The sequence below is a fragment of the Limibacterium fermenti genome (assembly GCF_041902845.1).
Taxonomy (GTDB): Bacteria; Bacteroidota; Bacteroidia; order Bacteroidales; family Dysgonomonadaceae; genus Limibacterium; species Limibacterium fermenti.
In genome coordinates this window covers 3,655,074-3,668,728 of the sequence record NZ_CP159486.1, presented here as the reverse complement: position 1 = coordinate 3,668,728, position 13,655 = coordinate 3,655,074, and the positions used below count along the sequence as shown (strand labels likewise).

The window sequence follows — 13,655 nt, the reverse complement described above, 5'->3', positions numbered from 1 at the left end:
TATGTTGAAGTTATAATTCATTGGAATACTGTACAATATCCTAACCCTACAACAAATCAACAAAAAATAGAAATATGCAAGCAGACAATATAAAAACCATATCCATCTGGGATTACCTGAGCAGTCATGGAATTTATCCCGCAAAGGAATATTCCGGTTACGGGATGTACAGAAGCCCGTTGCGTGACGAACGCACGCCGAGTTTCAAAGTCGATTACAACCGGAACCTATGGTGCGATTTCGGAAGTGGTGAAGGTGGCAGTATTATTGATTTGGTCATGAAAATGAACAAATGCCCGTTCATTGAAGCAATTGAGAAATTGAGAAACTTTTCATTCATGCCCGTGAAAGAAGAACAACAATCTTTTTCCTTTCACCGTAATCCTGAAAAGAATAACGGGATCACCCTGATAGAAGAAAAACCGCTGGAACATCCCGGATTGTTGGAATACCTGCAAAGCCGAAAGATTGATTTAACCATCGCAAGGGAACATTGCCGGGAGGTACATTATCAAACCGGGGGACGGGAGTACTTTGCAATCGGTTTCTCCAACGATGCCGGAGGGTATGAAATACGTAACCCGTCCTTTAAAGGCTGCATAGCGCCCAAGGACATCACCCACATCCGGCAGGACGATAGAAAGGAAACCTGTTTTCTTTTCGAAGGCTTTATGGACTATCTTTCCCTGCTCACCATACGGCACCAACTCAATCCGGAATATCCAAGTTCCAACTGGCACGACAATATCATACTCAACTCCACGGCAAACCTGCAAAAAGCATTGCCACTATTGGCGGACTACGGACAAACGTATTGTTTCCTTGACAATGACAAGGCAGGGATGACCGTTTTCAGGGAACTGCAAAAGGAACTGGGTTATCGTGTGCGTGATTCCTCACACCACTATTCAGGGTACAAGGATTTGAATGAATATTTGTGTGCAGGGGCACATTTAAAACTCCACCAAGCCCCTAAGAAGCCAATCCAAAAGCGAAAAAAAGGACTGGGGATTTAATGCTGCAAAAAATGGGGAACATTGTGTTTTTTGGGAGTAGCAAGTTTATGTTTTGGTAGTACCAAAACCCACTTGCTCCCCCAAAAAGGGAGAAGGAATCCCGCTGGTCTGGAATGAAAATAATGATAAAAAATTAAAAGTATGAATACGATAAAAAGAGGAGGACGACCTGCCAAGAAATTGGGAGAAAAACGCAGGTACACGGTCAGCGTGAAACTGGACACGAGGGAATACCTTTCGCTCAAAACAAAAGCCAATTCGGCGGGAATTACCCGCAGCGAATTTATCCGGCAGTCTATATCGGGGAGTGTAGTCCGTCCGCGGTTGACACCCGAACTGAATGACCATATCCGCAAGCTGGCGGGGATGGGGAACAACCTGAACCAGATTGCACGCAGGGCAAATGAAGCGGGATATACCAAGGCAAGGAGCGAATACCTCAATCTGGCCGGCATGATCGATAACGTGATAGAAGATATACGGAATGATGGCTAAGATCACAAAGGGCAGTTCTTTCAAAGGTGTGGTGAAATACATTACCGATGAAAAGAAAGAAACCCAAATACTCGATGCCGACGGGTTACGGTTGAAAAACCTGTCTTCCGTCATCGACAGTTTTGTAACGCAGGCAGGGATGAACGGCAGGGTATCGAAACCGGTCGGGCATATCTCCCTCGATTTTTCTGCACATGACAAGGCGAAGCTAACTAACAAGGTCATGGTAAAGATTGCACATGATTATATGAAACGCATGGGTATCACCGACACGCAATATATCATTGCCAGGCATTTCGACAGGGAACACCCGCATATCCATTTAGTGTTCAACAGAGTTGACAATAACGGCAAGACCATTTCCGACAGTAACGACCGTTACCGGAGCGAGAAGATCTGCAAGGAACTGACGCACAAGTACGGATTGTACTACTCCACCGGCAAGGAGAACGTGAAGCAGCACCGCCTGAAAGAACCCGACAAGTCCAGATACGAGATATACGAAGCCCTTAGAGCATCCGTTCCCAAATGCAAGGACTGGAAACAGTTGGTACGGGAACTTGACAGAGCAGGAATTAAAACGGAGTTCAAGGAGAAAGGCAACACGGGAGTAAGGGAGGGAGTACGGTTTAGAAAGGGAGACTATACGTTCAACGGTTCAAAAGTGGACAGGATGTTCAGCTATTCAAAAATTGACTATCAGTTAAACTTGAATGCACGGCAATCCATACACCAAAATCAGGCACAATCCGCCTCTGTCTCTACAACCATAGAATCCATCGGATCGGCATTAGGCGACCTGTTGAACATCCAACCCGGAAGCGGGTATAATGAAGATCAGGCATACACGCACCGGTATCCGAAGAAAAAGAAGAAACGCAAATACGGCCGGCAGATGTAGCTTGTCCGGTATAGTAAATCAATACGACATTACATCAGTACTTCAATGCAACATTACATCAATGCATCAATACAATAAAAAATGAAAATTATAGATATAAATGAAATATACACGCTTTTTGAAGAAATCAAGGAGCTTGTAAAAGCAGGGAATAGAAATAACACCACCATCCAACCCGAAATTGAACTGCCGGATTTATCGGCCATAACCGAACTATCCTATAAGCTGGATGAAACTATAGGTGAAATCCGTAAACCGGTTAGGACGGAGCACTACCATATTTTCACTATTGCTTCCGGCAAAGTCTTCTTTGGGGTAATTACAATATGCACTGCATTACTTATAATCTTATTTGTAATATACGACCAGCGAAAGGAAATCTTTACCTATAGAGATAACAGCCTGAAATATCGTTATATCCAAATGCAGGGTGAAATTACTCCCGCCGGATTAATCAATCTGGACAGCATTTTTGAAAACAGGCGGGATAGTGTGAAGAAGATCCGCCAACAGGTGGAGCAATACGAAGAAGCTGTTATCGAAAAAGCCAAACGGTTAGAAAGGGCGCGGCTTAAAGAACAGGAAGCGGGGCGGTTGAGAGAGGAAGCAGATAAATTAAAAAAGGAATAATTTTATGGGAAAAATGTTCTTTTAATGTGAGAGATATTTTATCTCAATTCATACTACCTTATGTTTTTAACCTTTTTATAAAAACACCTTTTTATTCGGTAAACTTCGTTATATTTGCTCTATAAAATTAAGAGATATAAAGTTATTGGGCAAATAGAGACGGCGAGCACATACATAGAGATTGTACGAATATATGTAATGAAAGATATCTACATGTCGAAATAAGGGTGATCAGGTGGATGATTTGTGGAATATAGGTCGAGATTGCTATTATTTTACAAGTAGACAAAAGGTTCTAATTATCAATAAGAGTAATGCAGGAAAACAATATAAATAAGCAAGTAAAATCAAAAAAACGGGTTGCAGATCATGGCGAAGTGTTTACGTCCGAACGAGAGGTAAATGCGATGCTTGATCTGGTAAAAGATGAAACCGAAAGAATCGATTCCCGTTTTCTTGAACCCGCTTGTGGTAATGGAAATTTTTTAGCAGAGATATTAAGCCGGAAGCTGAAAGTTGTTGAAAATAGATACGGCAAGAGTCAATTAGAGTATGAAAGATATGCAATTATTGCCGTTTCGAGTATTTATGGAGTCGAAATTCAGGAAGATAACGCCATAGAATGTCGGGAAAGGCTATTCGGGTTGTTTAATGAAAAGTACACCTCTTTGTATGGAGATAAATGTAAAGAAGAATGCCGTCAAAGTGTTCGTTTTTTGTTAAACCGGAATATCCTTTGGGGAGACGCTTTGGACTTTACAAATCCTGTAACGAAAGAGCCTATTGTTTTTTCAGAATGGAGTGCTGTAAATGGTACGCAATTGAAGAGGCGGGATTATGTGTTCCGGTTTTTAGTGGAAAAAACACACCAGTTCTCTTTATTCAATGACGAAGGAGAGGCCGCTGCCATTGACGAACCTATAAAAGATTATCCGTTGATTCACTTTTTAAAGTTGGGAGAAGATGATACAAATCAATTATAACCCCGATGTGCTGACCTGCCTTGCCAATTTGAGCAACGACGAGGTATTTACACCGCCCAATTTGGTAAATGAAATGCTTGATTTGCTACCGGCCGAATTGTGGAGTAATCCCGATGCAAGGTTTCTTGATCCGGTAACTAAAAGTGGTGTGTTTTTGCGGGAGATGGTAAAACGCCTGATGGAAGGGTTGGAAAATCAAATTCCTGATCAGCAAGAGCGTATTAACCATATTTTTACCAAACAGCTTTTTGGTATCGCTATTACGGAGCTGACCTCTTTGTTATCAAGGCGTAGTGTTTATTGTTCTAAAAAGGCCAACGGCAAATACTCCGTTTGCGAACTGTTCGATGATGAACAAGGAAACATTCGTTATGAACGTATGCAACACACTTGGCATAATGGTAAATGTACCTATTGTGGAGCCAGTCAAGAGGTATATGACCGTGATGATGACTTAGAAACCTATGCTTATAATTTTATTCACACAGATAACCCAGAGAAAATATTTAATATGAAGTTTGATGTAATAATAGGGAATCCACCTTATCAACTTAATGATGGTGGAGGAACAGGTTCAAGTGCTATACCTATTTATCATAAATTTATTCAACAAGCTAAGAAGCTTGTACCGAATTATTTATCAATGATTATTCCTGCTCGTTGGTTTACAGGTGGACGTGGAGTAGATGAATTTAGACAGGAAATGTTAAATGATAATCGAATTAAGGAAATACACGATTTTCCAAATGCTTCTGATTGTTTTCCTGGAGTAGAAATAAAGGGTGGTGTTTGTTATTTCTTGTGGGATAAGACCTATGCGGGTAAGTGTAAAGTGCATACGCATAAAGCAAATGAAATCTTATCCGTAGCTGAAAGGGATTTGCTTGAAAAGGGAGCTGAGACTTTTATTAGGTACAATGAAGCCATATCAATACTTAGAAAAGTGCAAAAATTAGAAGAGCAAAGTTTTGCAAATTTAATAAGTGCTAATGATCCTTTTGGTTTTGATGTAAGAGTTGAAGGTAGTTATAAAAGGGTTAAACCCAAATTCAGTAAAGAACCTTTTAAAGACTCTGTTCTTTTCTACTATTATGGTTGGCAAAAAGAAGGTATTGGGCATATTAATAAATCCCAAATAAAGAAAAATTTAGAATGGGTAAATGATTATAAAGTGTATATTTCAAAAGCTTATGGTGCGGGAGAGACATTTCCTCACCAGATTATAAATATCCCAATAATTGGAGAGCCTAATTCTTGTTGCACAGAATCTTATTTGGTTGTTGGCCCTTTTGCAACTAAAAGCAAGGCAATGAATGTCGCTCACTACATAAGTACTCGATTTTTTAGGTTTTTAGTTTTACTTATAAAGAATACGCAAAATGCAATGAAGAAAGTGTATTCTTTTGTACCGATTCAGGATTTCAATGAAGTTTGGACAGATGAAAAACTCTATGCCAAATACGGCTTAACGGAAGAAGAAATTAAATTTATAGAAAGTATGATACGCCCAATGGATTTGAATGGTGGAGAGTAATAGAATATGGTGAACAAAGATTTTATAAAGAGAATAAAGGAAATGAAGGATAGGGAAAAAGAAATTCACGAATTTATTTATTCTTATTTTCCAAACGAAACAACAGGAAAGGAGCGATGGTCTGAAATTTATTCTGTTATGAAATTTCTTTATAATAAACATCAACAAATTAAATCTGTGGAGAAAAATGAATCGCCGGATTTTATCGTTACCTTTAAATCAGGCGAAAAGATAGGCATAGAACATACTATGATAAAAAATGATAATATAGTATTGGGGAAGATAGAATCAACGAATGCCTTACTTGAAAAAGCTACAAGATTATTTAGGAAGAAATATCCGGAAGATAATGTGCTTGTAAATATTAGTTTTTCAGATAATTATGTTTTATTTAAAAAAGAAGAGTCAGATATTTATGCAACAGAAATAGCTGACTACGTTTACAATTACTATAGTAAGAGACAATGTAATAAACCAGATTATATTAAAAATTTAAGAATTAGCCCCCATTCCTGTGTTTCATTCCATAATCAGACATGTTGGTTTGTTGAGAATCTTAGTAGAGATATTATTCAAAAAAGACTATACAAGAAAGAAGAAAAATTGCCGAATTACAAGAAACATAATCCTGATATCAATTATTATTGGTTAGTTATGGTTCTTGCCCCAACCCCTACTTCATATGATATCGAATATTTTGATTTAGAGGGTCAAATGCAATCTGATTTTGATAAGATATTCCTCTATCGTAGCTTCGATAACAAGGTGGTTTGTGTAAAATAGATTAGCAACATTTACTATTATAGTCCATACAAATGAAAGAACAATTTTTCCCGCCTCGCCCGTTAACCAATCCGACTATCTATGCTTATGAATTGGTAGGTGTAGATACACATAAAGGTTGGATAAAAATAGGTTTTACCGACCGTGACGCCCAAATCCGTATTAAGGAGCAATTAGGCACGGCTGCCATCAAATACAAAATCGTGTTTGAAGAATCGGCAATGAAACAGGATGGCGGTTCTTTTACTGACCGTGATATTCACCGCCTTTTACGGAAAAAGGGGATCAAAAATCCCGAAGGGGAATGGTTTGTTTGCACACTGAATGAACTACGCCACGCCATACACGAAATAAAGACAGGCGAACACACTGAAGAAAACCGTAACCTCTCGTTTTGTATGCGTCCGGAACAGGAAGAAGCGGTGAATAAAACAATGGCGTATTTCAATAGCTTCAAGAATGAAAATCCCAATAAAACGCCTCACTTCCTTTGGAACGCAAAAATGCGTTTTGGGAAAACCTTTACCAGTTATCAGTTGGCAAGGAAAATGGGATGGAAAAAGATTTTGGTGCTCACATTCAAACCTGCGGTTGAAGAAGCATGGAAAGATGACCTGTTATCGCATGTGGACTTTGATGGATGGCAGTTTTATTCCAAAAACGAAGGAGAGTTGGAAGAACAAAACATTGATTTCTCGAAACCTTTGGTTTGTTTCGGTTCGTTTCAGGATTTTCTGGGAAGAAATACGCAAACGGGCGGTATTAAAACGAAAAACGAATGGGTGCATGCTATCAATTGGGACGGAGTAATTTTTGATGAATATCATTTCGGGGCCTGGCGGGAAAATGCAAAAGACTTGTTTGGTAAAGACACCGAAGCTGAGAAGGAGATTGAAGATTTCAAAAAGATAGAACAGGAAGGTTTTGCCGAAGAAGATAAGGTGGAGCATTTCGAAGAAATATTGCCGATAACTTCCGACCATTATCTCTATTTGTCGGGAACGCCATTCAGGGCAATCAATTCAGGTGAATTTATAGAAGAACAGATTTTCAACTGGACGTATTCAGATGAACAGCGAGCCAAGGAAAATTGGCAAGGAGAAAATAACCCTTACGCTTCCTTGCCAAGAATGGTAATGCTTACTTATCAATTGCCCGATTCAATTGCTCAAATTGCCATGCAAGGGGAATTTGATGGTTTTGATTTGAACATATTTTTTAAGGCGGAAGGCGAAGGACATAAAGCCCACTTCAGGTATGAAGATGAGGTACAAAAGTGGCTGGATCTAATTCGTGGTTCATTCAGTGAAACCACTGTTGATAACCTGAAAATGGGCGCAAAGAAACCCCCGCTTCCGTTTTCACATGCCCCTTTACTTAAAGTGCTGAATCATACCTTTTGGTTCTTGCCTTCGGTAGCGGCTTGTTACGCAATGGCAAACTTACTCAAACAGCGTCAAAACAAATTTTATCACGATTATACGGTAGTAGTTGCCGCAGGTACACAGGCAGGTATTGGAGTCCACGCTTTACAACCTGTTTTGAATGCGATGACCGATAATCCATTGGAATCAAAAACGATAACTCTTTCTTGCGGTAAACTGACTACCGGTGTTTCCGTAAAGCCATGGACAGGAATTTTTATGCTTCGTAATTCGTCCAGTCCTGAAACTTATTTTCAGGCAGCCTTTCGAGTACAAACACCTTGGGTTATCAAGAATCCGGACAGCAAATCACCTAATAAAGAGGAGATACTAAAAGAAGAATGTTATGTGTTTGACTTTGCCCCGAATCGTGCCTTAAAACAAATAGCTGATTATGCCTGCCGATTGAATATAAACGAATCGAATCCCGAAAAGAACGTTGAAGAATTCATCAATTTTCTTCCGGTATTGGCTTATGACGGCAGTTCAATGAAACAGGTAGATGCCGCAGGTATTTTAGATATTGCAATGAGTGGAACTACCGCAACACTCTTAGCCAGACGTTGGGAAAGCGCTTTGCTTGTAAATGTAGATAATAACACCCTTGCCCGCTTGATGGCTAATGAAGAAGCAATGAACGCATTGATGAACATTGAAGGGTTTAGAAATTTGAATCAGGATATTGAGACCATCATCAACAAATCAGAAGCAGTAAAAAAAGCCAGAAAAGAAGCCAATAATAGCGAATTAAGCCGGGAAGAAAAAAAACAGTTGTCAGAGGAAGAGAAAGAATTTAAAAGTAAACGAAAACAGATTCAGGAAAAGCTAATCAAGTTTGCTACCCGTATTCCCGTATTTATGTATCTGACAGATTATCGGGAAAGGAGTCTGAAAGACGTCATTACCAAGTTAGAACCCGGTCTCTTTAAAAAAGTAACAGGACTTGCGGTAAAGGATTTTAATTTACTGGTAAGTTTAGGCGTTTTCAACGAAACGTTAATGAATGATGCGGTTTATAAATTCAAGCGGTACGAAGATGCAAGCTTGGAATATACGGGGATCAATAAACATGAAGGCGAAGATATTGGGCTGTTTAGTACGGTACTAAGTCGAAAAGATTATGAAAGAACTTTTGTGAACGAAGATATTGAAGGATATGATAGAGAGACAACATTATAAGATACCGGAAAAAATTGTTTTCGTTAGAGGAAATATAATCCTCAAACATACATCTCCAAAGAAGTTAATAGATATTGGATGTTTATACAATGAAACAGAGATGGAGAAAATAGACCAAATCATTGAAGGTGATTTTATTATAGAAGAAAATACAGAAACCTTTGAAGATACCTATTATTATGCTTCGGGAGGTGCATCAGCTCTCGATAAAACTGGTGGATTTAATAGTCGCTATCACATTATCAAGAATTATGATAAGGCTATTGATGACATTATAACTTTATCTAATTTGAAAATTGATGAAATGGATCAACGATTGTTATATAGGATGTTATTTGCAAATATTTATTCATCAATGGAAGCATTCTTACAGGATACATGTGTATATTATTTAATGAAAGAGCAAAAATACAAAGAAGCGTTTCTTAAATCACAAGAATCATTGTCAAAAGAGAAATTTAATTTGTCTGAAATATTTGATAAAATTAATCAGATTGATTACAAGATATTGAATGCCGTTGAAAATACAGTCTTTCATCGACTATCCCCTGAAATATGTCCACTGTTTAAAAATACATTTGGAATATCATTTCCAGATTATGAATACATTGAAGATAATTTGACAATAAGACACGATATCGTTCATCGAAATGGATATTCAAAAGACAAATCGAAATTTCATATTATCAGTAAGGATAAACTTTATGAATTGATAGAGGAAGTCGATAAATTTGTACATGCATTATTTGCTGAATTTGAAAAATTAAATTGATAGGGACTTATTAATTTTTTGTTGATATATGGAGTTACTAACTTTGCTGGGACAAAAAGTTAAGCATAAAAAACTTACATTTGTCAAAGTATGAGAAAACAAAGAACACATTATGACAAGGCATTTAAAGATAATGCCGTCAAATTAAGTTTCGAGCGGAAGAATGTTTCCGAACTCGCACACGAATTGGGCATATCACCTGCACTATTGTATCGCTGGTGCAAAGAGTACCGGGAACGTGGGGAAAGCAGTTTCCCGGGCAACGGAGTCCGTTCTCGTGAAAGAGAAGCCGGAAGGGTTGCAGAACTGGAAAAACGCCTTAAAGAGGCTGAAACAGAGCGTGACATATTAAAAAAAGCCTTAGGCATCATCTCCACGAGCGATCGTTGATTTATCAATTTATAAAGGATTACAACTCGAGGGAGTGGACGATTGGGATGATGTGCAGAGTATTGAGTGTATCTCGCAGCAGTTATTACCGTTGGATTAATAACCCTATAAATAAACGAGAACAAAAGCATATGGAACTTAGCCGAGAGATTAAAGATGCATACTTCGATGCCAAGGGGCGCAACGGCAGTCCCAGGTTGGCTAAAGATTTGCAAGCATCCGGAGTCAATGTTTCCAGAACAACTGTTGCCCGTCATATGAGAAATATGGGATTGCGCAGCAAGCTTTCTAAGAAGTTTAGGGTAACCACTGATGCATCCCACAATTACAATGTAGCGCCTAATTTGCTTAACCGTGAGTTCAATCAAAAAGAACCAATGAGGGCTTGTGTGTCCGACATTACTTACATCTGCTGTAAGGATGGATTCCTTTACCTTACGTGCGTGATTGATCTTTTTGATCGAAAACTCATTGGGTGGTCTATCAGCGATAATTTGACTGCTTCCGGCACTGTCATACCGGCTATCAGGATGGCCAACCGAAACAGACCGTTTAAAGAAGGGATGATCTTTCACTCTGACAGGGGCATTCAATATGCCTGCAAACAGACCGTTAATTTGTTGCAGTACCATAGGGTAGAGCAAAGCATGAGCGGGAAAGGCAACTGTTGGGATAATGCGGTGGCTGAAAGTTTCTTTAAATCTTTCAAAACCGAGTTGATTTATGGTACCAAGCTTAAAACAAAAGAGCAGATGTGCTTGGATGTATTTGAATATATTGAATCCTGGTATAATCATAAAAGAAGATTCTCAGCATTGGGTAATTTGACTATTGATGAATTTTGGAAACAGTACAATATTAAAAAACAATTAATTAAAAATGTTGCTTAACTTATTGTCTCAAATAAGTTGGCAATTCCAATATACCGAGATGAGAAATACGGATTTAGTTATAAAAGACATAAAAGAGTTAGTTAATACCAGAGGATATATTTATGCTTTTTGCTTAATACTGTTTGAGGATTTTCATGTCAATTTAGAAACTATTCATGAAATTGATTATAGATCTAGACTTAGTGTTAAAGAAGCGACTCTAATACTAGGTTTTATAGTTCAAAATGCTATTGATTTTTCTATGCCGGATTCACCTGAATCAGTAATTGGATTAAAAGAAAAAACGTATTCTCTAATGAAAGAATTACATGTTTCTTATAGTATTCCTCAAATAGAGAAAATTAACAAGAAAATTCAACAAGTAAAAAATGGTGTTTTTACAGAAGATAGTTATAGCGAAAGATTTGACTTTTTTGTTAATGATGGAGGTATGGTAGAACCTATGTTTTATGCTGGTGATGGAGTTTATGATTTCCAGTATTTAGAATATCTTGAGGCAAAATATAAATATGACAAAGAATGGTTACTAGAGAAAAAAGATTTTGAAGCCCAAAATGCAATTAATATTGTGAGTGAAATAAAAAAAATATTGCATGAGAAATCCAGACGAGTAAATCTTGTGGGACTGCGAGAAGTAGCTCCTCAGATGGAAAAAGAAGCAAGAAAGAAATTAAAGAAAAAATATAAAGAAGAAGATTTTAAGAAATTTTTAATCAGTGCCGAATTTTACCAATATGTAAAATTATTTCCGTCTCCCCCCGGCGATAAAAGCATTAATAAGGAAACTGTTCACTCTGAAAATTGGAATTGTTTCTATCAAAATTTGTTTGACTTATTTGTTGTAAGAAAATCTCAACTAAAAAATTACGCACAAGCAGATTCCTTTATTGAAAATTTCTCATTCATTCCTGGTGGTAATATAAACAAAGACTATAAAGGTGCTGGTTGTTTTAATATTGTTAATTCAAAACCTATTGTTCGGATTGATGAAGATAGGCTTTTTGTGCCTATAAATTACTTAGTAGCAGAAGCTGTATATGAAAGTCCCTTTTACTGGATGTGCGAAGATAAAGATTATTCAGACTCTCTAGCCGAACATAGAGGAGTTGTTGGCGAGGAAATGGCTTACCAATTTCTATTTAAAATTTTTGGAGAGAAAAATACATTTAAATCTGTAATAATTACTACTCAAAAAGGACAAAGAGATACTGATATTGATGTTTTATGTATATTAGGAAGTAAAGCTTTATGTGTTCAAGTTAAATCTAAAAAACTAACGTTATCTGCAAAACGAGGAGACACAAACCAGCTTGTAAAAGATTTTAAAGGTTCTGTACAAGATGCATATAATCAGGGTCTAATTTCTCGTAATAAGATACTTGGGAATAAAGCTAAATTTTTTGATAAAAAAGGGAGAGAGATTGCTTTGTCAGAGGATATTACAGATGTTTATATTATGGGAATAACTACAGAAAACTATCCCGCCCTCACACATCAAGCCTACATTATGTTGAAAAAGGAAGAAACAGCCCCATTTCCTATTTTTCTATCAATCTTTGACTTGGAATTATTGACATATTACTTGAATGACCCCTATGATTTCCTTTATTATGTGAGACAACGGATAACTTTAATGGATTACTTTCGAGCTGATGAAGAAATGGTTTATCTTGGATACCATCTTAAGAATAAGTTGTGGCGTTTAGAAAATGCAGATTTTGTGGGGATTGATACAGATTATGGAGCTATTATTGATAGAAACTACTATCCTTTAAAGACTGGATACGACCAGTTAGTTTCTGATTCAGGTGATCCAATAAAAAATTTATGGAAAGACGAATATTTTGATAAACTATGTTCTGAGATAAAACGGCTTAAAGCATCTCAAGTTACTGATATTATTTTTCATTTATTGGATTGGTCAGGAGACAGTCGAAACAATTTAGTTACAAATATTATAAACTTAAAAAAACAAACGACTCTTGACCGAAAAATGCATACAATCTCAACTTCAACTCCACCTGATTTTGGAATTAGTTATATATCACTTGATACAGATGATAGATCTGAGCTGAGAAATAGACTCTTAAATTATTCTATGGCAAGGAAATACAGGAGTAAATGTAATGCATGGTTGGGAATTGGCTCTCTTTTTGATAGTCATCATATGATTGATTATCTGGTATATAATGATGAGTCCTGGAAGTATGATACAGATTTAGAAACTCTGGCAAGTCAATTATTAGATAGTAATAAAGATCGAAAAATATTATCCTTTGATAAGCGAAAAATCGGAAGAAATGATACATGTCCTTGTGGAAGTGGTTTGAAATTTAAGAAATGTTGTGGAAAGAATATCAACTAAGATTGCTGCTTTTTCATATTTCTCAAAAAATGCGGACAAATTGCGGACACGGAGAGAAAAAGGAAAACGCTAAATATTTTATTATTAAATATTTAGCGTTTTAAAATCGTACCCAGAGCCGGGATCGAACCGGCATGGAAGTGAATCCACTGGTGTTTGAGACCAGCGCGTCTACCAATTCCGCCATCTGGGCATTTTCGAAAAGAGACTGCAAAAATACACATTATTTTTAGATTTCAATGATAATTCCGGTCTTTTTTCAATCACCGCCGTTTATTCTCTAGAAGTTC

12 protein-coding genes and 1 tRNA gene are annotated in these 13,655 nt (G+C 37.3%); 12 read left to right on the top strand and 1 reads right to left on the bottom strand.

Annotated elements, in window-relative coordinates; all coding sequences use genetic code 11:
• Nucleotides 1–74: 74 nt before the first annotated feature.
• From ABNK31_RS15830 to ABNK31_RS15775, 12 genes are all read left to right on the top strand, one after another.
• The gene (locus ABNK31_RS15830; RefSeq protein ID WP_418893406.1) at nt 75–1,016 is read left to right on the top strand and encodes a toprim domain-containing protein; all 942 of its coding nucleotides are present in this window, start codon (nt 75–77) and stop codon (nt 1,014–1,016) included.
• Between the two features lie 141 nt (nt 1,017–1,157).
• Nucleotides 1,158–1,511, top strand: coding sequence for a MobC family plasmid mobilization relaxosome protein (locus ABNK31_RS15825; RefSeq protein WP_418893405.1), 354 nt, complete (start codon nt 1,158–1,160; stop codon nt 1,509–1,511).
• A complete protein-coding gene (locus ABNK31_RS15820; protein ID WP_418893404.1) occupies nt 1,501–2,412 on the top strand; it encodes a relaxase/mobilization nuclease domain-containing protein in 912 nt (303 codons plus the stop codon). Before ABNK31_RS15825 ends, ABNK31_RS15820 begins: the two co-directional genes overlap by 11 nt.
• 81 nt (nt 2,413–2,493) lie before the next feature.
• Nucleotides 2,494–3,042, top strand: coding sequence for a hypothetical protein (locus tag ABNK31_RS15815; protein ID WP_418893403.1), 549 nt, complete (start codon nt 2,494–2,496; stop codon nt 3,040–3,042).
• A gap of 314 nt (nt 3,043–3,356) precedes the next feature.
• Entirely contained in the window at nt 3,357–4,025 is a 669-nt protein-coding gene (locus ABNK31_RS15810) for a DNA methyltransferase (protein ID WP_091907247.1), read from the top strand.
• Nucleotides 4,006–5,559 (top strand): Eco57I restriction-modification methylase domain-containing protein, encoded by a 1,554-nt coding sequence (locus ABNK31_RS15805; RefSeq protein WP_418893402.1) that lies wholly within the window; start codon nt 4,006–4,008, stop codon nt 5,557–5,559. Before ABNK31_RS15810 ends, ABNK31_RS15805 begins: the two co-directional genes overlap by 20 nt.
• Before the next feature lie 6 nt (nt 5,560–5,565).
• Complete coding sequence (locus tag ABNK31_RS15800) at nt 5,566–6,342, top strand: hypothetical protein (RefSeq protein ID WP_418893401.1); 777 nt, start codon at nt 5,566–5,568, stop codon at nt 6,340–6,342.
• Between the two features lie 32 nt (nt 6,343–6,374).
• A complete protein-coding gene (locus ABNK31_RS15795) occupies nt 6,375–8,945 on the top strand; it encodes a GIY-YIG nuclease family protein (protein WP_418893400.1) in 2,571 nt (856 codons plus the stop codon).
• Entirely contained in the window at nt 8,923–9,717 is a 795-nt protein-coding gene (locus ABNK31_RS15790; protein ID WP_418893399.1) for a hypothetical protein, read from the top strand. Before ABNK31_RS15795 ends, ABNK31_RS15790 begins: the two co-directional genes overlap by 23 nt.
• A 90-nt stretch (nt 9,718–9,807) precedes the next feature.
• Nucleotides 9,808–10,107, top strand: a complete 300-nt coding sequence (locus tag ABNK31_RS15785) for a transposase (protein ID WP_019537946.1) — start codon at nt 9,808–9,810, stop codon at nt 10,105–10,107.
• Nucleotides 10,104–10,997 carry an IS3 family transposase gene (locus ABNK31_RS15780; protein WP_418893398.1) on the top strand — a complete coding sequence of 298 codons (894 nt, stop codon included), beginning with the start codon at nt 10,104–10,106 and terminating at the stop codon, nt 10,995–10,997. The genes ABNK31_RS15785 and ABNK31_RS15780 overlap by 4 nt, the downstream gene beginning before the upstream one ends.
• 40 nt (nt 10,998–11,037) lie before the next feature.
• Nucleotides 11,038–13,365: a YecA family protein gene (locus tag ABNK31_RS15775; RefSeq protein WP_418893397.1), complete on the top strand. Its 2,328-nt coding sequence runs from the start codon at nt 11,038–11,040 to the stop codon at nt 13,363–13,365.
• 109 nt (nt 13,366–13,474) lie between these two features.
• Here ABNK31_RS15775 and ABNK31_RS15770 read toward each other — a convergent pair.
• Nucleotides 13,475–13,558 (bottom strand) — tRNA-Leu (locus tag ABNK31_RS15770).
• Between the last annotated feature and the right edge of the window lie 97 nt (nt 13,559–13,655).

Bases quoted from the DNA above. Each gene is read 5' to 3' on its own strand.
- ABNK31_RS15830 (WP_418893406.1), top strand. From the start codon at position 75: ATGCAAGCAGACAATATAAAAACCATATCCATCTGGGATTACCTGAGC.
- ABNK31_RS15825 (WP_418893405.1), top strand. From the start codon at position 1,158: ATGAATACGATAAAAAGAGGAGGACGACCTGCCAAGAAATTGGGAGAA.
- ABNK31_RS15820 (WP_418893404.1), top strand. From the start codon at position 1,501: ATGATGGCTAAGATCACAAAGGGCAGTTCTTTCAAAGGTGTGGTGAAA.
- ABNK31_RS15815 (WP_418893403.1), top strand. From the start codon at position 2,494: ATGAAAATTATAGATATAAATGAAATATACACGCTTTTTGAAGAAATC.
- ABNK31_RS15810 (WP_091907247.1), top strand. From the start codon at position 3,357: ATGCAGGAAAACAATATAAATAAGCAAGTAAAATCAAAAAAACGGGTT.
- ABNK31_RS15805 (WP_418893402.1), top strand. From the start codon at position 4,006: ATGATACAAATCAATTATAACCCCGATGTGCTGACCTGCCTTGCCAAT.
- ABNK31_RS15800 (WP_418893401.1), top strand. From the start codon at position 5,566: ATGGTGAACAAAGATTTTATAAAGAGAATAAAGGAAATGAAGGATAGG.
- ABNK31_RS15795 (WP_418893400.1), top strand. From the start codon at position 6,375: ATGAAAGAACAATTTTTCCCGCCTCGCCCGTTAACCAATCCGACTATC.
- ABNK31_RS15790 (WP_418893399.1), top strand. From the start codon at position 8,923: ATGATAGAGAGACAACATTATAAGATACCGGAAAAAATTGTTTTCGTT.
- ABNK31_RS15785 (WP_019537946.1), top strand. From the start codon at position 9,808: ATGAGAAAACAAAGAACACATTATGACAAGGCATTTAAAGATAATGCC.
- ABNK31_RS15775 (WP_418893397.1), top strand. From the start codon at position 11,038: ATGAGAAATACGGATTTAGTTATAAAAGACATAAAAGAGTTAGTTAAT.